Origin of the sequence: Stenotrophomonas sp. RS-48, assembly GCF_030053245.1 — a bacterium.
Taxonomy (GTDB): Bacteria; Pseudomonadota; Gammaproteobacteria; order Xanthomonadales; family Xanthomonadaceae; genus Stenotrophomonas; species Stenotrophomonas maltophilia_P.
On sequence record NZ_JASGBV010000066.1, the window covers coordinates 12,449 to 35,811 of the forward strand.

General features: G+C 67.1%; 20 protein-coding genes and 1 pseudogene. 16 read left to right on the forward strand and 5 right to left on the reverse strand.

All coding sequences use genetic code 11. The annotated features are described in order from the left end of the window. The first annotated feature begins 169 nt into the window (after positions 1-169). A complete protein-coding gene (locus QMZ25_RS12800) occupies positions 170-1,285 on the forward strand; it encodes a GAD-like domain-containing protein (protein ID WP_283219730.1) in 1,116 nt (371 codons plus the stop codon). A gap of 41 nt (positions 1,286-1,326) precedes the next feature. On the opposite strand, the gene QMZ25_RS12805 is transcribed toward QMZ25_RS12800, so the two are convergent. Further along, positions 1,327-4,089, reverse strand: a complete 2,763-nt coding sequence (locus QMZ25_RS12805; RefSeq protein ID WP_283219731.1) for a GGDEF domain-containing phosphodiesterase — start codon at positions 4,087-4,089, stop codon at positions 1,327-1,329. A 131-nt stretch (positions 4,090-4,220) separates the two neighbouring features. On the opposite strand from QMZ25_RS12805, the gene QMZ25_RS12810 reads away from it, so the two are divergent. Both QMZ25_RS12810 and QMZ25_RS12815 read left to right on the forward strand, forming a co-directional pair. Then, positions 4,221-6,323, forward strand: coding sequence for a PAS domain S-box protein (locus tag QMZ25_RS12810; protein WP_283219732.1), 2,103 nt, complete (start codon positions 4,221-4,223; stop codon positions 6,321-6,323). 4 nt (positions 6,324-6,327) lie between these two features. Next, the gene (locus QMZ25_RS12815) at positions 6,328-8,103 is read left to right on the forward strand and encodes an EAL domain-containing protein (RefSeq protein ID WP_065182186.1); all 1,776 of its coding nucleotides are present in this window, start codon (positions 6,328-6,330) and stop codon (positions 8,101-8,103) included. A 54-nt stretch (positions 8,104-8,157) separates the two neighbouring features. Here QMZ25_RS12815 and QMZ25_RS12820 read toward each other — a convergent pair whose 3' ends face one another. The 4 genes from QMZ25_RS12820 to flgA form a co-directional block, all read right to left on the reverse strand. Then, positions 8,158-9,375 (reverse strand): ATP-binding protein, encoded by a 1,218-nt coding sequence (locus QMZ25_RS12820; RefSeq protein WP_065175707.1) that lies wholly within the window; start codon positions 9,373-9,375, stop codon positions 8,158-8,160. A 91-nt stretch (positions 9,376-9,466) separates the two neighbouring features. After that, positions 9,467-9,805 (reverse strand): flagella protein, encoded by a 339-nt coding sequence (locus QMZ25_RS12825; protein WP_053517922.1) that lies wholly within the window; start codon positions 9,803-9,805, stop codon positions 9,467-9,469. Beyond that, on the reverse strand, positions 9,802-10,107 hold the full coding sequence (gene flgM, locus QMZ25_RS12830; RefSeq protein ID WP_053517921.1) for a flagellar biosynthesis anti-sigma factor FlgM: 306 nt from the start codon (positions 10,105-10,107) through the stop codon (positions 9,802-9,804). The genes QMZ25_RS12825 and flgM overlap by 4 nt, the downstream gene beginning before the upstream one ends. Before the next feature lie 75 nt (positions 10,108-10,182). Further along, a complete protein-coding gene (gene flgA / locus QMZ25_RS12835; RefSeq protein WP_065182183.1) occupies positions 10,183-10,839 on the reverse strand; it encodes a flagellar basal body P-ring formation chaperone FlgA in 657 nt (218 codons plus the stop codon). A gap of 129 nt (positions 10,840-10,968) precedes the next feature. On the opposite strand from flgA, the gene QMZ25_RS12840 reads away from it, so the two are divergent. From QMZ25_RS12840 to QMZ25_RS12900, 13 genes and pseudogenes are all read left to right on the forward strand, one after another. After that, positions 10,969-11,913, forward strand: coding sequence for a chemotaxis protein (locus QMZ25_RS12840; RefSeq protein ID WP_053517918.1), 945 nt, complete (start codon positions 10,969-10,971; stop codon positions 11,911-11,913). Positions 11,914-12,030: 117 nt separating this feature from the next. After that, positions 12,031-12,426 carry a flagellar basal body rod protein FlgB gene (flgB, locus tag QMZ25_RS12845; RefSeq protein WP_053517917.1) on the forward strand — a complete coding sequence of 132 codons (396 nt, stop codon included), beginning with the start codon at positions 12,031-12,033 and terminating at the stop codon, positions 12,424-12,426. A 3-nt stretch (positions 12,427-12,429) separates the two neighbouring features. Continuing rightward, positions 12,430-12,837: a flagellar basal body rod protein FlgC gene (flgC, locus tag QMZ25_RS12850; RefSeq protein ID WP_283219733.1), complete on the forward strand. Its 408-nt coding sequence runs from the start codon at positions 12,430-12,432 to the stop codon at positions 12,835-12,837. A gap of 23 nt (positions 12,838-12,860) precedes the next feature. Then, entirely contained in the window at positions 12,861-13,544 is a 684-nt protein-coding gene (locus QMZ25_RS12855) for a flagellar hook capping FlgD N-terminal domain-containing protein (protein WP_053517914.1), read from the forward strand. Between the two features lie 31 nt (positions 13,545-13,575). Further along, positions 13,576-14,799, forward strand: coding sequence for a flagellar hook protein FlgE (gene flgE, locus QMZ25_RS12860; RefSeq protein ID WP_053517912.1), 1,224 nt, complete (start codon positions 13,576-13,578; stop codon positions 14,797-14,799). 32 nt (positions 14,800-14,831) lie between these two features. Further along, positions 14,832-15,581, forward strand: a complete 750-nt coding sequence (locus QMZ25_RS12865; protein ID WP_283219734.1) for a flagellar basal body rod protein FlgF — start codon at positions 14,832-14,834, stop codon at positions 15,579-15,581. Between the two features lie 102 nt (positions 15,582-15,683). Continuing rightward, positions 15,684-16,469, forward strand: coding sequence for a flagellar basal-body rod protein FlgG (gene flgG / locus QMZ25_RS12870; protein WP_053517910.1), 786 nt, complete (start codon positions 15,684-15,686; stop codon positions 16,467-16,469). Between the two features lie 22 nt (positions 16,470-16,491). Next, positions 16,492-17,184: a flagellar basal body L-ring protein FlgH gene (gene flgH / locus QMZ25_RS12875; protein WP_074898853.1), complete on the forward strand. Its 693-nt coding sequence runs from the start codon at positions 16,492-16,494 to the stop codon at positions 17,182-17,184. A 2-nt stretch (positions 17,185-17,186) separates the two neighbouring features. Then, positions 17,187-18,320 carry a flagellar basal body P-ring protein FlgI gene (locus QMZ25_RS12880; RefSeq protein WP_164152917.1) on the forward strand — a complete coding sequence of 378 codons (1,134 nt, stop codon included), beginning with the start codon at positions 17,187-17,189 and terminating at the stop codon, positions 18,318-18,320. Between the two features lies 1 nt (position 18,321). Beyond that, positions 18,322-19,518 (forward strand): flagellar assembly peptidoglycan hydrolase FlgJ, encoded by a 1,197-nt coding sequence (flgJ, locus tag QMZ25_RS12885; RefSeq protein ID WP_180875128.1) that lies wholly within the window; start codon positions 18,322-18,324, stop codon positions 19,516-19,518. Between the two features lie 8 nt (positions 19,519-19,526). Further along, a complete protein-coding gene (gene flgK / locus QMZ25_RS12890; protein WP_283219735.1) occupies positions 19,527-21,407 on the forward strand; it encodes a flagellar hook-associated protein FlgK in 1,881 nt (626 codons plus the stop codon). Continuing rightward, a complete protein-coding gene (gene flgL, locus QMZ25_RS12895) occupies positions 21,404-22,606 on the forward strand; it encodes a flagellar hook-associated protein FlgL (protein ID WP_053517905.1) in 1,203 nt (400 codons plus the stop codon). Before flgK ends, flgL begins: the two co-directional genes overlap by 4 nt. Before the next feature lie 370 nt (positions 22,607-22,976). Next, positions 22,977-23,363, forward strand: a pseudogene (locus tag QMZ25_RS12900) (flagellin); the annotation flags it as partial.

The window sequence follows — 23,363 nt, forward strand, 5'->3', positions numbered from 1 at the left end:
CGCGGGTGCGCTCCGATTCCCGCGACGGTTCGTTGACCCAAGCCGGTAGATCCACGCCATGCGTGGATGACGCCCCCGAGATTCACAGTTTTCGGATTGTTTGCATGGAATGCGATCAACGCACCCTTCATCGTGCTGGACCCATTTCGGTTCAAATCAGCCCAGCCCGATGACCAGCGCCGCCCTCTGCCTTTCGCTTGCTTTGCAGCTTCCCGTTGCCCCCGACCCATTGACCCTGGATCCCGATTCCCTCGCGACGCTTCAGCAGGCGCTGCAGACATTCGGAGCGTTCCAGCACCCCTATTCTGCTCCAATCGACGCGTACGACCCTGACGCGGGGGTGATCGACGCATCGGTGGAGGTCTCCGCAGGCTGCCTGCACGAGGGCCCCAAGGTCATCGTCCTGGACGATGATGGCGACGAGACACTCGAGCGCTATCTGGTGCTGGACAAACCTTGGCATGACCTCTCTGCGGGCACGCTGCTTCGGGTCTCCGGAGGCACGGCGACCGTCATTCCAACACACGAGGAGAGCCCGGCGCTTGCACGGGCGCAGACACTGCTCGCCTTCCTGGACTACCTGCCCTTCAACATGGATTCAGATGCGCAGGCCATACCCGGCTCCGGGTTGCCGGTGGCGGGGTTGGGCAATGCCGAGTTCCTCCAGGGTTTCAATCCGAGCTCCAAGGGTGAAGCCGTTCCGGAGGCGACCCTGGCAGCGTGGGAGGGCGTACTGCCCGAACTGCTGTTGGCGCTGTGGCGGCGCGACGGGCTCGCACGCTATCGCGATGACAGGCTCACTCTGGTCGATCCCCTCCTGCATGCGGGGCTTGCCACCGAACTCCTGCAGGGCAACCCGATGGAGGGCGCCGACACTTTCCATGTCTACGCGGTGACGGCCTTCGGCCAGATTCTGCTGTGTGGGGAGAACACCTCCGCGCAGATCAGCATCGACCCGCACAGCGGACAGGTTTCGGCGGAGCCGGAGGTACCCGGGCCCGCCGATGCGGTGGAACGCAACTGGAAACTGGCGTACATGCTGACGTTCCTGGATGGCCCCTATCTCGATGTCACCGACGAGCAGGAACAGCCCTTATATGCACATGCACTCGATTCACTGGGACCCTTGCACGCGAACGAGATCTACAGCTTCTCGCCTGCGGCCGTCGAAGGCGGCTGGGAGGCAGCACATCTGGTCAAGCGGGATCGCCTCGCCGAGCTGAAGGCACTCGCCGGGCAGGCAACCGCAAGGCGTTCCCTGCGGCAGGATTCAGACAGCAGGTAGATCCAGCAAGCCGCGCTGCGGGCGATCAACTGTGCAGGTCGTCAACGCACCAGCAACGCTTCGTTGCCGGCGTCCGTGCGCGACGGTGACTGATGCTGCTGGCGCAGCCACTGCGCCAGGTCGCGCGGGCTCAGCGGCCGCGAGTACAGGTAGCCCTGAATCTCGTCGCAGCCCTGGCGGCGCAGCATGTCTTCTTCCTGGTGCGTTTCCACACCTTCGGCCACGACCTTCATGCCCAGCGCGTGGCCCAGGTGCACGATGGCCTGGGTCACCTCGGCCGTACCCGAGTCGTGCAGCATGCCCTGCACGAAGCTGCGGTCGATCTTCAGGCGGCCCACCGGGAACCGGTTGAGGTAGTTGAGGTTGGAGAATCCCGTTCCGAAATCGTCCACCGCCAGCGGCACACCGTGCCGTTCCAGCACGTCGAAGCAATGGCGCAGGATGTCGGTGTCACGGATCAGCGCCGACTCGGTCAGCTCCAGTTCCAGGCGCTGTGGCGGCCAGCCATGGGCATGGCAGATCTCGATCACCCGCTCGGCGAAGCCGCGATCACGCAGCTGCACGGCCGAGACGTTCACCGCGATGCGGTCGAAGTGCAGACCGGCTCTGTCCCAGGCAGTGGCCTGGCGGCAGGCTTCGTTCAGTACCCAGTCGCCGATGCGCACGATTTCACCGCACTTCTCTGCGATGGGAATGAACTCGGCCGGACTGCAGTAGCCGATGCCGGGTCGATGCCAGCGCAGCAGTGCTTCGATGGCCGGCGGCTCGCCAAGGTGGGCGTGCAGCAGCGGCTGATAGGCCAGGCTGAACTCCTCGCGCTCGATCGCGCCATGGAGCGCATGCTCCAGCTCAAGCCGGCGCTGGATGCGGGCCAGTGCGTCCTGGCTGTAGTACTGGTAGGTGTTGCGACCGGCTTCCTTGGCCGCATACATCGCGGCATCGGCGGCGCGCAGCAGTGAATCGAAATCGGTCTGGGTATCGCCCAGCATGGCGATGCCCACGCTGGCCCCCACCTTCAGCGTGGTATCGCCGCGGCGCAGCGGCTCGGCCAGCGAGCCGATCAGCTTGCGCGCCACGTGGCCAGCGTCTTCCGGTTCGGCCAGGTCGCGCAGCACCACGATGAATTCGTCACCGCTGAAGCGGCCGAACAGATCGTTGTTGCGCAGGTTCTGGTGCAGCCGGGTGGCCGCCGCCTTCAGCAGCGCATCACCGGTGGCATGGCCGAAGCTGTCGTTGATGGTCTTGAAGCCATCCAGGTCGATGAACAGCATCGCCAGCGAGGTGCCGCGATCACGCGCTTCCTCGATTGCTTCAGCCGTCTGCTCGCCCAGCAGCACCCGGTTCGGGAGGCCGGTCAGCAGGTCGTAATGGGCCAGCAGCTCGATGCGCTCGTTGGCCTCGCGCTCTCGCGTGATGTCACGGAACAGCACCACGAAGCGTGGCGGCAGGCCATCGCGCCGATCCAGCTCGATCAGCACCTGCACCCATACGCGCAGGCCGGATTGACGATAGAAGCAGAGATCCAGCTGCTCGGGCAGTCCGCCACCGGCAATCCGGCCCAGCGCCGCCTCGAACGCACTGCGCGAGTCCTCGGTGTACAGCGCCAACGCCTGGTCCAGGGTGATCGGCTCCTTGCGCAGTCCGTGGATGCGATAGCACTCTTCGGTCCATTGCATGTGCCGGGTCTGCACCTCGATCTCGCACCCGCCGATGCGGCCCAGGGCCGAAACGCGGTTGAGCAGCTCGGTACGCCAGCGGATCAGCGCATCGGTCTGGTGCTGTTCGGTGATGTTCTGCACCTGGCCCAGCAGGCGCTTGGGCTGGCCCTCGCCGTCCAGCAGCGGCTGCATCCACAGCCGCAGATGCAGCGATGGTTCGCCGCTGCCGCGGGCCAGCTCCAGCTCGAGGCTGGCGGAGCGGCCATCGCGCCACAAGCGGCGCCAGGCTGCCCGCAGCGCTCCGCGTGAACGCGGATGCAGCTGCTTGAGCCAGCGTCGCTGGCCTGGCACGTTGCCGGGCTCAAGTGCCAGCAGCGAACGCAGTTCGGGCGACCACCAGAAGGAGCCCGTGCCCGGATCGAACGACCAGCTGCCCATGCTGGCGATGCGCTGCGCCTCGCTCAGGTGCACCTGCTGTTCGTGCAGCAACGCCTCCAGCTGCTTCTGCTGTTCGATGTCGGTGTGGGTGCCGACCATCCGCAGCGGCTGGCCGTCGGCAGTGCGCGCGACCACGCGGCCACGATCAAGCACCCAGCGCCACTGCCCGTCGGGTTGGCGGAAGCGGAACTGTGCGCTGTACTGCTCGCTGGTTCCACGCAGGTGCTGATCCAGCGCGGCGCGCACGTGGCCGATGTCCTCGCCGTGCACGCGCGCCAGCATTCCGCTGGCGGTCTCTTCGCCCAGGCCAGGGGTGCGGGTGACGCGATCGCTGGGAATATCCCAGTCCCACAGGCTGTGGCCAGCGCTGTCCAGCGCCAGTTCCCAGCGTCCGCCACCCGCCAGCGGCACCGGTTCCGGCACGCTCAGGGTGAAGGCCAGCAGATTGCCGGCGCCGTCATGCACGGCGCGCAGGTGGCCGTCGTAATGCCCGCGCGGCCCTCCCGGCAGGCTGCACGCAACAATGCCACCGTCGGCGGCCAGCAGACGCAGGTCCTCCAGCATCGGCGCGTAGGCCGCGACCGTCGCCGGCAGGCCATGCTCGCGCGCGGCCGGATTGGCCGCCAGCGGACGGCCAGTGCGGTCGACGATGACCAGCGCCGACGCGAGCGGATGCTGCAGCAGGCTGGCGATGATCCCTTGGTCCACGCGATCTTGCTCCGGATGAAACGCCCGACAGCGGGGCACGCAGTGGTTAACGGCGCCTGCGGCGGATAATTGAGTGGCTACGGGGCACCTGCGCGGTAAGATGGCCGGCGCCCCTACCTGCTGCCCTGTCCATGCCCGCAGAACCGACCGGCACCGCCCCTGTTCCCGACCCGCGGATGGCCCAATCGCTGGGCCGCGATCGTCGGCGGATCGTGCTGAGTTACCTGGCGATGGCCCTGGCCTGGTTGATCGCCACCGACAGCGCCGTGCAGCTGCTGGTACCCGATCCGTACCAGGCATCACTGTGGCAAAGCCTGAAAGGGTCGTTCTTCGCCCTGGCCAGCGCCGGGCTGCTGTACCTGCTGCTGCGGCCGCTGGCCGAGCACGTGCTGCTCACCCATGCCCGCCTGCAGGCCTCCGAGCTGCGCCTGCGGCAGGTGTTCGAGGGCAATCCCGGGCCGATCCTGGTCTACGATCTGGACAGCCTGGCCATTCTCGATGCCAATCCTGCGGCCTGCAGCGCCTTCGGCTGGGAGCGCGAGGAACTGCTTGAGCGCACCATCGACGTGCTCTGGCCGCCCGGCCAGGACCAGGCGCTGCAGACCAAGCTCGAAGCCATCCGGGAGGCGCCCGAGCAGCTGTGCATCCTGCGGGCGCAGCTGCAGCTGCGCGATGGCAGCCTGCGGCAGATGGAGCTGCGCTCGAACGCAATCGGTTACGACGGCCACAACGCACGCCTGCTGATTGCCATCGATCGCACCGCCGAGGACCTTGCACAGCTGCGCCGGGACCAGGCACTGGCACGGTTGGAGGAAGCGCATGAGCTGGCGAAGATCGGCGCCTGGGAACTGGACCCCTCCAGCGGGCTGGGCCGGTACTCCAGCCAGGTCTATCGCCTGCTCGGCCGGCGCCCGCCGGAAGCGCGCCGCTGGCATCGCTTCGACGAACTGCTGGTGGCGGCCGATCCGGCCACTGCCGCGCAGGCAGACCAGCTGCTGGCCGAACTGTGTTCCGGCGAACCGGTGCAGGTGGACGTGCTGCTGCCGCTGCTGTCGATGGATGGCCGCGCGTTGATGGTGCACCTGCGCGCGGCCAGCGGCGTTGACGAGGCCGGCCGCGACCGCGTGCTCGGCACGCTGCAGGACGTGACCGAGCGCGAGCAGTCGCGGCGGCTGCTGCGCGAACGTGAGGAACAGTTCCGCGAACTGGTGCGTGTACTGCCGGACGGCGTGGTCATCCTCTTCGAGGAGCACGTGCTGTACGCCAACGCCTGGGCCGCGAGTCTGTTCGGCTATGGCGGCCATGCCCTGCTCGGCGAGCCGCTGGCGGCTCTGGTCGCCGACAGCGATCTGGCGCGGGTACGCGTGCAGCTCCGGGCCGGCCAGCCCCAGCACGGCCCCGGCCACAGCAGCGTGGTGGCGATGCAGCGTGCCGATGGCCGCAGCTTCCACGCCGGCCTGGCCGTGGGCGAAGTCCGCTACGGCGGTCGCGACTGCAAGCTGCTGATCGTGCGTGACCTGAGCGATTCCGAGCGCACCCGCAGTGCGCTGGAGACCAGCAACCGCGAACTACAGGCCATGGCCGGCCGGTTGTTCTCGCTGCAGGAGGACGAGCGCCGCGCGATCTCGCGCGACCTGCACGATGACATCGGGCAGGCCATCACCGCCATCAAGCTCTCCGCCTATGCCGCGCAGGACGAAGACGATCCGAAGCGCCGCAGCGAGGATCTGGCACAGATCGTCAGCCTGGCCGACACCACGGTGGCCAAGCTGCGTGACATCTCCACCCTGCTGCGGCCTCCACAGCTGGATGCGCTGGGCCTGGAGGCGGCACTGAGCTGGCAGGCACGGGTACTGTTCCGCTCCTCACCGGTGGAACTGCTGGCCGAAATCGAGCCCCTGCCGCATCGGCCCGACAACAGCATCGAGCAGGCCTGCTTCCGCATCGCCCAGGAAAGCCTGACCAACGTACTGCGCCACGCCCGCGCCAGCCAGGTGCAGCTGCAGCTGCGCGATGTCGGCCAGCGCGGGCTGCACCTGCAGATCCGCGACGACGGCGAGGGTTTCGACCCTGACGGCCCGCGCGGCCTGGGCCTGATCGTCATGCGCGAACGTGCGCAGAGCGTGGGCGGCCACGTGCGGATCGAGTCGGCGCACGGCGCCGGCACCCTGGTCGATGTCCATCTTCCCTACCAGGCAGCCTGCGCGGCTGCCGTCGAAACACCGGATTACTGAGCCTATGTGGAATCCCAATCTGCCACTGGTCAGCATCGACGATGCCCCCGACCGCCTTGGCGCCGGCAATCCCGAGCTGCAGGCGATGGTGGCCGAAGCCGCTTCGGGTGGCACGCCGTTGATGCTGATGCATGTGGACATCGACCACTTCGCGTCGGTCAACGAGAACATGAGCGCGGAAGTGGGTGACCAGGCGCTGGTACTGGTGGCGCAACGCCTGCAGTCCTACCTGCGCGGGCGCGGCAAGCTGTGGCGCCATGGCAGCGACGAGTTCCTGATCGCCGTGCCGCGCGACGCCGACCTGCCGCTGCCGGAGGACTTCGCCGAAGAAATCCGCCAGCAGATGGAACTGCCGCTGTCGGTGCTGCCCTATACCCTGTTCATGACCGGCAAGCTGGGCGTCAGCCTGTGCCCGGAGCATGCCAGCAGCACCTCGCGCCTGCTCGATCATGCTGAAGATGCGCTGTACCAGGCCGCCCGCGAGGGTGGCAACGCGGTGCGCATCCATGCCGTGGACACACCACCCAGCGCGCACAGCGAGAGCATCATCGCGCGCCAGATCGTCGATGCCATCCCCAATGCCGAGCTGAAGCTGCGCTACCAGCCCCTGGTCAGCGCACGCGATGGCCATGTGGTGGGCATGGAAGCCCTGCTGCGCTGGCAGTCGCCGACGCTGGGGATGCTGGTACCGGAGCGCTTCATGCGAACGGCCGAGCGGCTCGGCATCATCGTGCAGATCGGTACCTGGGTGCTGGAGGGCGCGCTCAAGCAGGCCCGGCTGTGGCGCGACCAGGGTTTCGACGACTTCACCATTGCGGTGAATGTCTCCACCCTGCAGCTGCTGCGACCGAATTTCTTCGCCGAAGTGATGTCGCTGCTGCAGGCAGCGGGCGTGCCGGCGCAGATGCTGACGCTGGAGATCAACGAAAGCGCGCTGACCAACAACGTCAATTTCGTGCACGAGACCCTGGCCAACCTGCGCAACGAAGGCATCAGCCTGAGCCTGGACAACTTCGGCACCGGCGACTCCAGCCTGAGCGCGCTGGTGCGCTATCCGGTGGACAAGCTGAAGATCGACCGCAGCTTCATCAAAAGCGCACCGGCCGGCAACCGCGAGGCCGCCATCGCCCGTGCGATCATCGCCATGGGCCACCAGCTGGGCATGACGGTGATCGCCAACGGTGTGGAATCGCAGGCACAGCTGGGCTTCCTGCGCCGCAACGACTGCGATGTGTTCCAGGGCTATCTGTTCGGCGAACCGATGTCGGCCGATGCCGCGGGCATGACCCTGCGCCGGCGCTACCTGCGCCCGGAAGCATTCGCCGAGACCCGACCGGACCGCACCCTGCTGCTGCTGGACGATGAAGAGAACGTGCTGCGCTCGCTGGTGCGCCTGTTCCGTCGCGACGGCTACCGCATCCTTGCCGCCGGCAACGTGCGCGACGCCTTCGATCTGCTGGCGATCAACGATGTGCAGGTGATCCTGTCCGACCAGCGCATGAGCGACATGAGCGGCACCGAGTTCCTGGGCCGGGTGAAAATGCTGTACCCCGACACCATCCGCCTCGTGCTGTCCGGCTACACCGATCTGAACACGGTGACCGACGCGATCAACCGCGGCGCGATCTACCGCTTCCTGACCAAGCCATGGAACGACGACGAGCTGCGCAAGCACATCCACCAGGCCTTCCGTACCTACGAGGAACAGCGCCGCAGCAACGCCGGCCCGGTGACGATGGACGCAGGTGACGGTGGCGAGGATCGCCCGCCGTTGCGGTGATGGAGGCCGCCGGGCATGGCCCGGCGCTACCGTGCACCTGTGCCGTGCGGCGGCTCAGCGCGGCTGCTTCACCGGCAGCACCACGCGGAAGCGCGAGCCGACGCCGGGGGTGCTGTCCAGATCGATGCGACCGTGATGCTTGTTGATGATGCTGTAGGAGATCGACAGGCCCAGGCCGGTTCCGCTGCCCACCGGCTTGGTGGTGAAGAACGGGTCGAAGATGCGCTGGCGCAGTTCGGGCGAGATGCCGCCACCGGTATCCTCGAACTCGACCCAGACATGGTCGCCCTCCACACCGGTACGCACGGTGATGGTGCCACGCTCGGCGATGGCATGGCCGGCGTTGAGCAGCAGGTTCATGTAGACCTGGTTGAGTTCGGACGGCAGGCACTCGACCAGCGGCAGCTGGCCGAACTCACGCACCAGGGTGACCTTGTACTTGAGCTCGTTCCAGATGATGTTGATGGTGGACTCAAGGCCGGCGTGCAGGTCGACCAGCTTCCACGACTCATCGCGGCCGGAGTACGAGAAGTCCTTGAGGTCGCGCACGATGCGCGTCACCCGCTCGATGCCCTCGCGTGATTCGGCCATCAGCTGTGGCAGATCGCGGCTGATGAAGTCGATGTCCAGCCGGTCACGGATGTCGTCGATCTCCGGGATGAGCGCCTTCGGGTCGGGCGCACGCAGGGCGCGCTCGTAGGCCTCGATCACGGTGAACAGGCTGCGCAGGTACTCCTGCAGGCTGCCGAGATTGGAGTGCACGTAGCCGATCGGGTTGTTGATCTCGTGCGCGACGCCGGCGGCAAGCTGGCCGATGGACGCCATCTTCTCCGACTGCAGCAGCTTTTCCTGCGTGCCGTTCAATCGAAGGTAGGCCTGGCGCAGTTCGGCATGGCGCTGCTGCAGCTCGCGCTCGTAGTCTTCCTGGCCCTCGATGTGGCGGAACAGTGCCAGGTAGTGGCCCTGCCCGGGCGGACCGTGATGGTACAGATGCGCGATCACCACGCCCTCGCCCAGCGGCAGACTGCCGTTCCAGTGACCGTTCTGGCGGGCGTGCTCCAGCGCGTCCGGCGGCAGCAGCTGACGCAGGCGCTGTGGCGCCGGCAGAAGGCCTTCGTCGCTGGCCAGCAGGTTCTGCGCGGCCGGATTGGCCAAGGCGACCTGACCGTCTTCGGTGAACAGCAGCAGGCCCTCGCGCAGGCGTTCAAGCAACGCCTGCAGCACCGGCTGTGGTGGAAGGGGGGCGGTAACCAGGACGTTGGCAGCGGACACGGCGGCTCAGGGGCATTCGAACAGGCGCCCAATATACGCGGTCGTGCCGCAGGCGACAGCCTGCGAGCCGGGAGGTCCGCGCGAAGTTGCGTCAGGCCACCGCCAGAGGACGGCCAGCGGTGACTGCGTGGGCCTGCCCCTTGGCATCGTAGGCCGAGGCCTCTTCGCTGCGGCCCAGCTGGCGCAGCGCCCAGTTCACTTCGCGGCGCCTGCGCGACAGCAGCACGCCGTTGGCGCGATTGCGCTCGGCCAGCTCCTGCAGCTGTTCGCCCTCGCCCACCGGCGGTGCGCCTTCCAGCGCACGCAGCGCCTCCAGCTTGGCGCCGGTGGCGCGGATCAATGCGTGCACGTCATGCTCGACCAGGGCCTGGCGTTCGACGTCCAGGGCCAGCGCCAGGCGCTGCAACGGCTCGCTCATCGCCGCGGTCATCCGTGCAGCTGCTGGTCCAGCTCAAGCATGCGCGAAGCGATCGCGTCCGGATTGATCGTATAGGTGCCGTTCTGCAGCGATTCGCGCACGGCGGCCACGCGCTGGGCGTCGATCGCCGGCGCCGTGGTCAGTTCGCGTTCGATGGCCTGCAGATTGGTGGCCTCGCCGGTCAGGCGCAGGCTGTCGGCCGCCTCCACAGGACGCGCCGGCGAGTCGCTGCTGACGCCGGGCTTGCTGGCCGGGTTCGTCACGCTGCGCAGTGCCTGGGGGACCTGCAGGTTGCCGTCGATTTTCTGGCTCATGGGGTGTCCTGGAGTTGCCGTTCACAAGGGATAACGGCCGCAGGGCCGTGATCTTTAGGGAAATCTTGCGGGAATTCAACGCGCCACGATTACGTCACCACGGGCATCCACCGTGCCCTGCACGATGCGCCGCGAGGACAGGTTCTCCACCGAGATGCGTTCGTTCTCGCCGGCATCGCCCATCGCCCGGCCCGCGATGCGCACCTCGACCGAGCCGCGCCGCGACACCAGCGCCACACTGTCTCCGCGCTTGATGAGACGCTGGGTGACCAGGTCGTTGCTCGACAGCAGCGTTCCAGCCTGCAGCGGACGCCGGGCAATGCGGCCGATCGCTGCATTGGGATCGGCCAGCACGGCCCCGGCAATGCGTGCAGCATCGCGTTGGGCGGTACTGATATCGGCAGCCGTCAGCGTTTCTCCAGCAGCGATGCCGCGTGCAAGCACCAGCACCGTCTGGTTGCGCCGCACCTTCACCGGTACGAACAGGCGCCAGCCGCCCGCATCGGGGCAGCTGACCTCGACCGTGGTGTTCGCTGTCGGCTGCACCTGCAGCGCTCCCCCGCACCGGGGAAGACGCAGCGCGTCAGCCACCTGGGCCTCGCCTTCGCTGCCGGCAGGCAGGCTCGACAACGCCGCCGCACGGATGCTGGCCACCGGCTGCCAGTCGGCGGCCACTGCCCAGGGCGAGGCAATGGCCAGTGCGACTGCCAGGATGGAGGAGATCGGGCGCATGGCGCCTCCTGTCGATGGGACCTGGCCCGGACGCGTGCAAGCGGCGTGCCAGTGCGACGCGCGGCACCACACTCGGCGCCGCTGGATCGGACCCTCAAGTTCCCGCCGCTGCACGCCGATACAGCAGCCATGTCCCATGACCTGCTCAACCGGATCGACCAGCGGACCCGCCTGGCCGGCCACAACCGACTGGCGCTGCTGCTGTTCCGCCTCGGCGGACGTCAGCTTTTTGGCGTCAATGTATTCAAGGTGCAGGAAGTGCTGCGGCGCCCGGAGCTGTTCCAGGTGCCCGGCCTGCCCGGGCAGTTCGCCGGCGTGGCCGATGTACGCGGACGCTCGGTGCCGGTCCTGGACCTGGGCCTGGCGATCGGCCATCCCGAGCGCGAGCCGGATGCCGATACCTCGCCCGGCTACCTTGTCGTCACTGAATTCAACCGCTCGATTCAGGGCTTCCTGGTCAGCGGCGTGGAGCGCATCGTCAACATCGCGGTGGAGGACATCCATCCGCCACCGGAACTGGGCGCTGAATCGAGCTATCTGACGGCGGTCACCCGCTTCCAGGGCGAGCTGATCCAGGTGATCGACGTGGAAAGCGTGCTGGCCGACATCGCGCAGATCCGGGGCGAGGCCGTGCTCGATCCACAGATGGCCATGCCCGCCGACGGCCCGCAGCTGCAGGTGCTGGTGGTGGACGACTCGCGGGTGGCACGCCAGCAGATCCGCAGCGTGCTGGACCAGCTGGGGGTCGGCGCCACCCTGCTCTCCGATGGCCGGCAGGCGCTGGACCACCTGCTGCAGATCCACGCCTCGGGCGAGAATCCCGCCGACCGCTACGCCATGGTCATCTCCGATATCGAGATGCCGGCGATGGACGGCTACACGCTGACGACGGAAATCCGGCGCCATCCGGGGCTGGCGGGGCTGTACGTGCTGCTGCACACCTCGCTGTCGGGCGTATTCAACAACGCGATGGTCGAGCGCGTGGGCGCCAATGCCTTCGTCGCCAAGTACTCCCCGCACGAGCTGGCCGATTTCGTGCTGGACCGCCTGCGCAAGGTGGCGATGGCGGCCTGAGGCCGCCGGGGTTCCGCGCCGGGCATGGCCCGGCGAGCGTAGCGGCGCCCCGCCCCGCCACGACCTTTTGGCACACCGCTTGCAGCTTCCCGGGCAACGTTCCCGTGGGAGTGCATCGTGCGCAACCTGATTACCGACTACCTGGGCGTACATGCCCAGGCCATGCCGTTGCGCGAACAGCGGATGAAGCTGATCGCCAGCAATCTCGGCAATGCCGATACCCCCGGCTACAAGGCCCAGGACCTGGACTTCGACGCCGCCCTGCGCAGCGCACAGGGACAGGATGGCAACGGCCTGATGGCCACCACCCACGAGCAGCACTATGCGATCAACAACGGCCTGAATCCGTTCCAGATCGCGCGCGAGGGTGTCCAGCCCAGCCTTGACGGCAATACCGTCGATCCGGATGCAGAGCGCGCCGCCTACGGTCGCGCCGCGCTGGAGTACCGCGCATCGCTCAGCTTCGTCGAGAGCAAGGTCCGTTCCATGCTGACCGCGATCACGGGGCAATAAGCCATGAGCAGCCTGCCGATCTTCGACATCGCCGGCTCCGCGCTGCAGGCGCAGTCGGTGCGCATGAGCACCATCGCCTCCAACCTGTCCAACGCCGACACCGTTGCCGGCTCGGCCGAGGCCGTCTACAAGCCGCTGGAGCCGGTCTTCCAGGCGGTCACGAGCAAGGACGACCCGAACATCACCTCGGTGCAGGTGAAGGAAATCACCCGCAGCGAGGCGGCGCCGATCAAGCGCTACGAGCCCGGCCACCCGCTTGCCGACGCCGACGGTTACATCTACCAGCCCGACGTCGATCCTGTCGCGCAGATGGTCAATCTGATCTCGACCTCGCGCAACTACCAGGCCGGCGTGGAGATGTTGACCACCGCCAAGGAACTGGCCCTGGCCACCCTGACCATGGGCCGCTGAGGCCCGCAGTACCGGATACCGCCATGACCACTGCCGTCAACAACCAGACCAGCCAGGACGTCTACTCCGCACTGGGCCTGAATGCTCCCAACAGCAACGCCACCAAGAAGAAGAACACCCTGGACCAGGCCGACTTCCTGCGCCTGATGACCGAGCAGCTGCAGCACCAGGACCCGCTCAAGCCCATGGACAACACGCAGATGGTCGCGCAGATGGCGCAGATGTCGACCGTGCAGGGCATCACCGATCTGAACACCACGGTGCAGGGCTTCCAGCAGTCGATGGCCAGCGACCAGGTGCTGCGTGGCGCCGCGCTGGTGGGACACCAGGTGCTGGTGCCGTCCGAGAAGCTGGTGCTGGAGAACGAAGGCAGCGTCGAGGGCACGGTGGCCGCGCCCGGCGCCGGCATCATCACCGTGGACATCACCGATGCCAACGGCGCCAAGGTCACCTCGATCAGCGTCGAGGCCAAGGCCGCGGGCGAAACCGCATTCCAGTGGGATGGCAAGGATGCCGCCGGCAACCGCATGGAGCCGGGCAAGTACAGCGTGGTCGCCAACCATGTCGATACCGCTGGCAAGAGCACCAAGCTGTCCACCTATGTGCAGGCACCGGTGGAAAGCGTGACCGTCGGTTCCGATGGCCTGTACCTGAACCTCAAGGGCCTGGGCACGGCCCCGATCGACTACGTGCTCCGCGTCAGCTGAGCCGCCTACCCGCATCTACCAGGAGCATCCCATGGGCTTCAATGTCTCGCTGTCCGGCATCAATGCCGCCAACTCCGACCTGAGCGTCACCGCCAACAACGTCGCCAACGTCAACACCACCGGCTTCAAGCAGTCGCGCGCCGAGTTCGCCGACCTGTTCGCCGCCACCAGCTACGGCCTGTCGAAGAACGCGGTCGGCTCGGGCGTGCGCGTCTCCAACGTGGCCCAGCAGTTCATCCAGGGCAACAACGAGCAGACCGGGCGCAGCCTGGACATGGCGATTTCCGGTGAGGGCTTCTTCACCATGAACATGAACGGCCAGCGGGTGTACTCGCGTGCCGGCAACTTCCAGACCGATGCAGCAGGCTACGTGACCAACCCGCAGGGCGCGCGCCTGCAGGTGTTCGCGCCCAACGCCGACGGCACCAACTTCGACGCCGGTCGCATGATCGACCTGCAGCTGCTGACCACCGACAGCCCGCCCCGGCAGACCAGCGATGTAAAGGTTGGTTTCACCCTGCCGGCCAACGCCAAGGAACCGACGGTGCAGCCGTTCGATGCCACCAATTCCAACAGCTACAACCACTCCAGCGGCGGCATTACCGTGTATGACTCGCTGGGCGTGAGCCACATCCAGGTGTCGTACTTCGTCAAGGAAGCCGGCGTCAACCAGTGGACCGTGCACAACTTCGTGGACGGCGAACCCGCAGGTACCCCGACGCCGGTCACCTTCGACAACAGCGGCAAGCTGACCGCACCGGCCAACGGCAGGATCAGCCTCGGCACGTTCACCCCGACCACCGGGGCGGGCGAGTTGAACATGACCCTGGACGTGAGCGGCTCGACCCAGTACGGCGAGAAGTTCGCCCTGCGCAACACCCAGCAGGACGGTTACGCCGCGGGCAAGCTCAACGAAATCACGGTGTCGGACACCGGCGTGGTCTACGCACGCTACTCCAATGGCGACGACAAGCCGCTCGGCCAGGTTGCGCTGACCACCTTCAACAACCCGCAGGGCCTGGAGCAGAAGGGCAACAACGTGTGGGCGGAGACGTTCGATTCGGGTACGGCCCGTACCGGAATGCCCGATACCTCCAACCTCGGCAAGATCCAGGCCGGCTCGCTGGAGGCGTCCACTGTCGACCTGACCGAGCAGCTGGTCAACATGATCACCGCGCAGCGCAACTTCCAGGCCAACGCACAGATGATCACCACCCAGGACCAGATCACCCAGACCGTCATCAACATCCGTTGATGAGCCGCTGACCCTGTCACGGAACTCCCCGCATGGATAAAGCCCTCTACGTGGCGATGACCGGTGCCCGCGCCTCCCTGCAGGCGCAGGGAACGCTCAGCCACAACCTCGCCAACTCCGATACCCCCGGCTTCAAGGAAGCGCTGGCCAACACCGAGGCCTTCCCGATCCAGGGCCGGGGCTTTGCCTCGCGGGTCGATGCGCTGCACGTCGACGCCGGCTTCAACCGCCGGCCCGGTGCGCAGCACATCACCGGCAAGCCGCTGGACCTGGCGCTGCAGACCGGCACCTGGCTGGCCGTGCAGTCCACCGACGGCAGCGAAGCGTACACGCGCGGCGCGGCACTGTCGGTGACACCGAACGGTCAGCTGGTGACTTCCGGTGGGCGCGCGGTACTGGATGACAACAACAACCCGATCGCCATTCCGCCTTACCAGGCGATGGAGATCGGCAACGACGGCACGATCTCGATCATCCCGCAGGGTGAAGGCCCGCAGACCATGGCCATGATCGGCCGGATCAAGGTGGTGCAGGCACCGGACGAACGGCTCGAGCGCGGTCTTGATGGCCTGTTCCGCAACACCGATCCGCTGCGGCCGTTCGCCCAGGCCCTCGGGCCCACCGTGCACAGCGGCCAGCTGGAGGGCAGCAACGTCGATGCCGCCGGTGCACTGGTGCAGATGATCCAGCTGCAACGCCAGTACGAAATGCAGGTGCAGGTGATCAAGCACGGTGATGACAACGCACGCAGCGCCAACAGCCTGCTGCGACTGGGCAGCTGACGGAATTCCGCCGGCGCCGCGTAACGGCACTGGCACACCGCTTGCACGCCGTACCCCATGGGCCGCAGCACGCGGCCGGTTTCAGCAGACAGGACTCCGAAGATGAACCAGGCATTGTGGATCGCGAAAACCGGACTGGATGCGCAGCAGATGCGCATGTCGGTGGTTTCCAACAACCTCGCCAACACCAACACCACCGGCTTCAAGCAGGACCGCGCCAGCTTCGAGGATCTGTTGTACCAGCAGGTCCGCCAGCCGGGCGGCGCATCGTCGGCGCAGACCCAGCTGCCGACCGGCCTGCAGCTGGGCACGGGCGTGCGCGTGGTGGCCACCGCCAAGAACTTCGAGCAGGGCAGCCAGCAGCAGACCGGCCGCGCGCTGGACGTGATGGTCAATGGCCGGGGCTTCTTCGAGGTGCAGCTGCCCGATGGCAGCTCCGCCTACACCCGCGACGGCTCGTTCAAGATCAACCAGGACAGCGAACTGGTCACCAACAGCGGTTACCCGGTGCAGCCCGGCATCCAGATTCCCGAAGGTGCGCAGTCGGTAACCATCGGCAGCGACGGCACCATCAGCGTGAAGATGGCCGACGACGCCGCATCGGTGGAAATCGGTGCGCTGACCCTGACCGACTTCGTCAATCCCGCAGGCCTGCAGGCGCGCGGCGAGAACCTGTTCCTGGAAACCACCGCCTCGGGGCCGGCGCAGAACGGCAACCCGGGCCTGAACGGGCTCGGCAACGTGGTCCAGGGTGCGCTCGAAGGCAGCAACGTGAACGTGGTGGAGGAGCTGGTGTCGATGATCGAAACCCAGCGCGCCTACGAGATGAACGCCAAGGCGATCTCGACCACCGACTCCATGCTGGCCTACCTCAACAACAAGATCTGACCGGCCCAACCGGGATAACGCCATGTCGCCCATTTCCACCCTCGCCCGCACTGTCCTCGCCAGCACGATGGCCGCCCTGCTCGGCGGCTGCGTGATTGCCGGCGACGTGCGCCCCTACCCCGCGATGGCGCCGCTGCAGCCGATCATGCCGCCCCAGGCGGAGCCGACGGCCGGTGCGATCTATGCGGCAGGTCCAACCCTGCAGCTGTACTCGGACCGCCGCGCGCGTGATGTCGGCGACCTGCTGACCATCACGCTGCTGGAAAACACCACCGCGCAGACCAGCGCCAACACCGCCACCAACAAGGAATCGAATCTGAGCCTGGGGACGCCCTCGATATTCGGTGCGCCGGTCACCCTGGGCGGCAAGGACATCCTCAGCGCCAGCGCCAAGGGCGCGCGCGACTTCACCGGCAAGGGCAACAGCGCACAGAGCAACCGCCTGCAGGGCAGCGTCACGGTCACCGTGATCCAGCGCCTGCCCAATGGCAACCTGGTCGTGCAGGGACAGAAGAATCTGCGCCTGAACCAGGGCGACGAGCTGGTGCAGGTGCAGGGCATCGTGCGCCCGGGTGACATCAGCCCGGACAACACCCTTCCCTCCAGCCGTGTGGCCGAGGCCCGCATCGTCTACGGCGGCCGCGGTCCGGTCGCGCAATCCAACGCGATGGGCTGGCTGAGCCGCTTCTTCAACTCCGGCCTGACGCCGTTCTGAGCATGGCCATGACGCTTACCTTCTTCTCTTCCTGGCACCGTCTGTCATCGCTGTGCTGCCTGGTGCTGCTGGCAGTGGCTGCGCCCGCCAATGCCGAGCGCATCAAGGATCTGGCCCAGGTCGGCGGCGTGCGCGGCAACGCGCTGGTCGGCTACGGCCTGGTGGTCGGCCTGGATGGCAGTGGCGACCGCACCAGCCAGGCCCCCTTCACCGTGCAGAGCCTGAAGAACCTGCTGGGCGAGCTGGGCGTGAATGTGCCGGCCAACGTCAATCCGCAGCTGAAGAACGTCGCCGCCGTGGCGATCCACGCCGAACTGCCACCGTTCGCCAAGCCAGGGCAGCCCATCGATGTCACCGTGTCCTCGATCGGCAACGCGGTGTCGCTGCGTGGCGGCTCGCTGCTGATGGCGCCGCTGCGCGGTGCTGATGGCCAGGTCTACGCCATCGCACAGGGCAACCTGATCGTGGGCGGCTTCGGTGCCCAGGGCAAGGATGGCTCGCGGGTGTCGGTGAACGTGCCCAGCGTCGGCCGCATTCCCAACGGTGCCACGGTCGAACGCGCGTTGCCGGATGTGTTCGGTGCCAACGGCGAAATCACCCTGAACCTGCACAACAACGACTTCACCACCGTCTCGCGGATGGTCGCCGCGCTCAACAACGCCTTCGGCGAAGGCGCGGCACGTGCCGTCGACGGCGTGACTGTGGCGGTGGCCGCGCCGACCGACCCGGGTGCACGCATCGGCCTGCTTGCCCGCATCGAGAACCTGGAGCTGACCCCGGGCAGCGCCCCGGCCAAGGTCGTGGTCAACTCGCGTACGGGCACGGTGGTCATCGGCCAGCAGGTCCGCGTCGGCCCTGCGGCGATCTCGCACGGTTCGTTGACGGTGACCATCCAGGAGAACACCAACGTCAGCCAGCCCAACGCACTGGCCGGCGGCAGCACGGTGGTCAGCCCGCAGTCGACCATCACCGCCACCAACGATGGCAGCCGCATGTTCAAGTTCAATGGCGGCACCACACTGGATGAGATCGTGCACGCGGTGAACGCCGTCGGCGCCGCGCCGGGCGACCTCATCGCGATCCTGGAAGCACTGAAGCAGGCCGGCGCGCTGAGCGCCGAACTCGAGGTGATCTGACATGCGCATCACCCCCGCCTTCGAGCTGAATCCGGCGCAGCAGAACGACCCGGCCAGGATCGACAAGGTCGCGCGGCAGCTGGAAGGCCAGTTCGCGCAGATGCTGGTCAAGAGCATGCGCGATGCCAGTTTCGGCGACTCGCTCTTTCCCGGTGAGAACAAGATGTTCCGGGAGATGTACGACCAGAAGATCGCCGAGGCGATGACCCGTGGCAAGGGACTCGGGCTGTCGGCCATGATCACCCGCCAGCTGTCCGGAGCGACCGCCGAAGGACCGGCGCTGGATACCGGCATCGGCGCTGCGAAGGCCAGCCGGGCCTATCAGCTCAACGCGCCCGCCAAGGCGGCGCCGTCGCTGCCGCTGGAGGACGCCGGCCAGGCCGTACGCATGCTGCAGCAGATGGCCGCAGGTGCACAGCAGGACGCGTCGGCCGCCATCGCGCCGATGGAACAGGCCCTGGACCTGATCGCCGGCCGCGAAAGCAGCAGCGTGCACCGGTCGCTGGGCACCGATGATCCGTACATCGCCGGGCTTGACGGCCCCGACTGGGCAGCCCGCAACGACCAGTGGGCCGCCACTGCCAGCAACCGTGGCAGCGGCACTACGACCGATGCGCTGGCGACCCGCAACGCGGTTGCCCAGCTGGGTGCGCATACCCCGGAAGGCTTCGTCGCCAGCATCTGGCAGCACGCGCAGAGCGCAGCCAGGGAGCTGGGCGTGGACGCCCGCGCGCTGGTTGCGCAGGCCGCACTGGAAACCGGCTGGGGCAAGCGCCAGATCAAGCACGCCGATGGCAGCACCTCGCACAACCTGTTCGGCATCAAGGCCAATGGCTGGAACGGGCAGCGTGCGGTGGCCGGCACCCATGAGTACGTCGATGGCGTGCGCCGTAATGAAACCGCAAGCTTCCGCGCCTACACCTCGCCGGCCGAGAGCTTCGCCGATTACGTGCGCCTGCTGAAGACCAGCCCGCGCTACCAGCAGGCCCTGCAGGCCGGCACCGATGTGCAGGGCTTCGCCCGGGGCCTGCAGCGGGCCGGCTATGCCACCGATCCGCGCTACGCGGCCAAGATCGCCGCGATCGCCGGCGGCCCGACCATCGAGCGTGCCGTCGCCGCCGTGACCGATGCCGGCAGTCGCCTTGGCCAGACCTTCGCCAGCACCGCAACAGCGGCGCTGGGTATCACCCGTCGTTGAGGAACCCCATGTCCAGCGTACTTTCCACCGGTACCGGTGCCCTGCTCGCCTTCCAGCGCGCCCTGGCAACCACCAGCCACAACGTGGCCAACCTCAACACGCCGGGTTACAGCCGGCAGAAGGTCAATTTCGCCACGGCCGATCCGCAGAACTTCGGCTACGGCACGGTGGGCAACGGCACGCGCATCACCGACATCCGGCGCACTGCCGACCAGCTGGCGATCTCGCGCCTGCTCGACAGCAGCGGCGAGCTGGCACGCCTGAAGCAGTTGTCCGGCATGGCCGACCGCGTCAACGCCCTGTTCTCCGACGCCGCCACCAACGTCGCAGGCGTCTGGTCCAACTTCTTCGATTCGGTCAGCGGCCTGTCTTCCAATGCCTCCGGCACGGCCGACCGGCAGAGCATGCTGGACGGTGGCAAGGCACTGGCCAACCGTTTCGTGCAGCTCAATACCCATCTGAACAACCTCAACAGCGAGGTCAACAACGGCCTGCTCGCCGGAGCGACCGAGGTCAACCGGCTGGCGCAGGAAATCGCCCAGATCAACGGCGCCATCGGCACCAACATCGCCAGCGCGGCCCCGGACCTGCTCGATCGCCGCGACCAGCTGATCTCGCAGCTGATCGGCTATACCGGTGGCACCGCGGTGATCCAGGACGGCGGCGTGATGAACGTCTACACCGCCGGCGGCAACGCACTGGTGGTCGGCACCACCGCCACCCGGGTCACCACCGTGGCCGATCCGTACCAGCCCGAGCGCCTGCAGCTGGCACTGGAAACGCAGGGCAACACCATCACCCTGGATCCCAAGGCCGTCGGCGGCCAGATCGGTGGGCTGATGGAGTTCCGCGACACCGTGCTGACCCCGGCGCAGGCGGAACTGGGCAAGCTGGCGATCGGCCTGGCCGACAGCTTCAACCAGGTCCACCACCAGGGCGTGGATCTCTACGGCCAGCTCGGCGGTGACTTCTTCAACATCGGCACGCCGCGGGTGACGGCCAACAGTGGCAACAGCGGGACGGCCAGCATCAGTGCCAGCTTCGGCGATCTCGGCAAGCTGGACGCGCAGAACGTCGTCCTGCAGTTCGATGGCACGCAGTGGAAGGCGAGCCGCGCCGACACCGGCGCCAGCATTCCGTTGACCGGCACCGGCACCGCCGCCGATCCGCTGGTGATCAACGGCGTCGAGCTGGTGGTCGGCGGCACGCCGGCAATCAACGACCGCTTCCTGCTGCAGCCCACTGCCGGCGTGGCCGGCAGCCTGGAGATCGCCATCACCGATCCCTCGCGCATCGCAGCCGCGGCTGCCGTGAAGGGCGCCGCCGCCACCGCCAATACCGGTACGGGCAAGCTCAGCGGCGTCTCCGTGACCGATGCCGGCCATGCGGACCTGCGCAATCCTGCGGCGATCGTCTTCACTTCCGCCACCACCTACACCATCGATGGTGGCCCACCGCAGACCTACACCCCGGGCCAGACCATCAGCGCCAACGGTTGGAGTTTCGTTCTCGACGGTGCACCGCGCACCGGCGACACCTTCAACATCACCCCGACCCCGGCCGGCTCTTCGGACAACAGCAACGCGGCAAGGCTGGCCAAGGTGGAGAGCGCCAAGGCGTTCAGCAGCGGCACCGTCACCCTGAACGGCGCACTGGGCGGGCTGACCACCCAGGTCGGCGCGGCAGCGCGCTCAGCCGAGTACTCGCTTGAAGCGCAGCTGGTGATCAACGAGAAGGCCCAGGACGCGCGCGACGAAATCTCCGGCGTCAACCTGGATGAGGAGGCGGCGAACATGCTCCGCCTGCAGCAGGCCTATCAGGCCGCCTCGCAGCTGATTTCCACTGCCGACAACATGTTCCAGACCATCCTGGGAGCCGTCCGCCGATGAGCAGCCGCATCTCCACCGGAATGATGTTCAACCAGTCGGTGACGCTGATGCTGGCCAAGCAGGCCAAGCTCAATCACCTGGAGCAGCAGATCGCCACCGGCAGCAAGATCGTCAGCGCCAAGGACGATCCCGTGGCCGCGGGCACCGCCGTGGGCCTGGACCGCAGCCTGGCGGCCCTCGAGCGGATGGGCCTCAACGCCGGCAACGTGCAGAACCGGCTCGGCGTGCAGGAGAACACACTGGCCCAGGTCAACGATCTGATGGGCCGCGTCAGCGATCTGACGCTGCAGGCCAGCAATCCGGCGCTGAGCGCCGCGGACAAGAAGACCCTGATCACCGAGCTGAACCAGATCCGCGACGGCCTGCTGTCGCTGGCCAACAGCAGCGATGGTACCGGCCGCTATGTATTCGGTGGCACCCATGACGGCGATCCGCCGTTCGCCAAGATCGACGGCAAGGTGGTCTATCGCGGCGACCAGACCCAGCGCCAGGTGGAAGTGGGGCCGGACACCTACGTGCTCGACGCCCTGCCCGGCAGCGAGATCTTCATGCGCATTCCAACCGGCGATGGCTTCGTCGACGGCAGCGCCGCCGCAGGCAACACCGGCAAGGGCGTGCTGACCAACATCACCCGCGACGGCAGCGACAGCTGGAACGGCCAGGCCTTCAGCGTGCGCTTCACCGCCAGCGACCAGTACGAGGTGCTGGACGCAACGGGCAACGTGACCAGTACCGGCTCCCTGAAGCCCGGCGACGAACTGGAAGTGAACGGCGTGCGCCTGCAGATCACCGGCGCTGCCGAGCCCGGCGATACCTTCAACGTGCAGCCGGCCGGCAGCCGCGACATCTTCGCGACGATGGACAAGCTGATCGCCGCACTCGACGCCGATACCGGCAGCACCGCACAGCTGGCGGCGCAGCAGAACCAGCTGCAGAGTGCATTGCGCGACGTCGGCCGCGCGTCCGAGCGGATGATCGATTCGCGTGCTGCCGGCGGCTCGCAGCTCAAGGCGCTGGACAATGCAGCGGACATGCGCGAAGCCAACAGTGTGACGTTGAAGACCACCCTGTCACAGATGCGCGACCTGGACTACGCCGATGCCCTGAGCCAGTACCAGTTGCAGAGCACCGCGCTGCAGGCTGCACAGACGATCTTCTCGCAGATGCAGTCGATGTCGCTGTTCAACAAGATCGGCTGATCCGTTTCCCGCACACGCCCATGAAGGCCGCGATGCCCTGCATCGCGGCCTTTTTCGTTTCCGCAGCACCCTGCCGCTGCCTCGCCCGCCGGTGCGCCGCGCGCGTTTATTGACGACCCGCGCGCCCAGGTCCGCCCCACCCGGCGCCACCAGCGGCGCCCGCCACCCCTGCCCGCCCCCCTTCCAGGCCGGTGAAACCCCGGAAAAACAGCGTCCCGCGGGCTTTTTCCGGTTCATCGGAATTCACGCCTAAAGGTTGTTGACAAAGCGCCGTTATTCATTTGGCAACGGCGAAGCACACAGCCAAACAAAAAACAGGCGGCGCTTCGTTCCATTCACCTACGGGTTCCAAATAAGAGGAGACGACCCCATGGCACAGGTAATCAACACCAATACGATGTCGCTCAACGCTCAGCGCAACCTGAGCACCAGCGGCAACTCGCTGGCCACCACCATCCAGCGCCTCTCGTCCGGCCTGCGCATCAACAGCGCGAAGGACGACGCCGCCGGCCTGGCGATCTCGGAGCGTTTCAGCACCCAGATCCGCGGCCTGGACGTGGCCATCCGCAACGCCAACGACGGCATCTCGCTGGCCCAGGTCGCCGAAGGTTCGCTGAGCGAAGTCGGCAACAACCTGCAGCGCATCCGCGAACTGGCCGTGCAGGCCTCCAATGCCACCAACTCCAGCAGCGACCGCAAGGCCCTGCAGGCTGAAGTGACCCAGCTGGTCAGCGAAATCGACCGCGTCGCCAAGCAG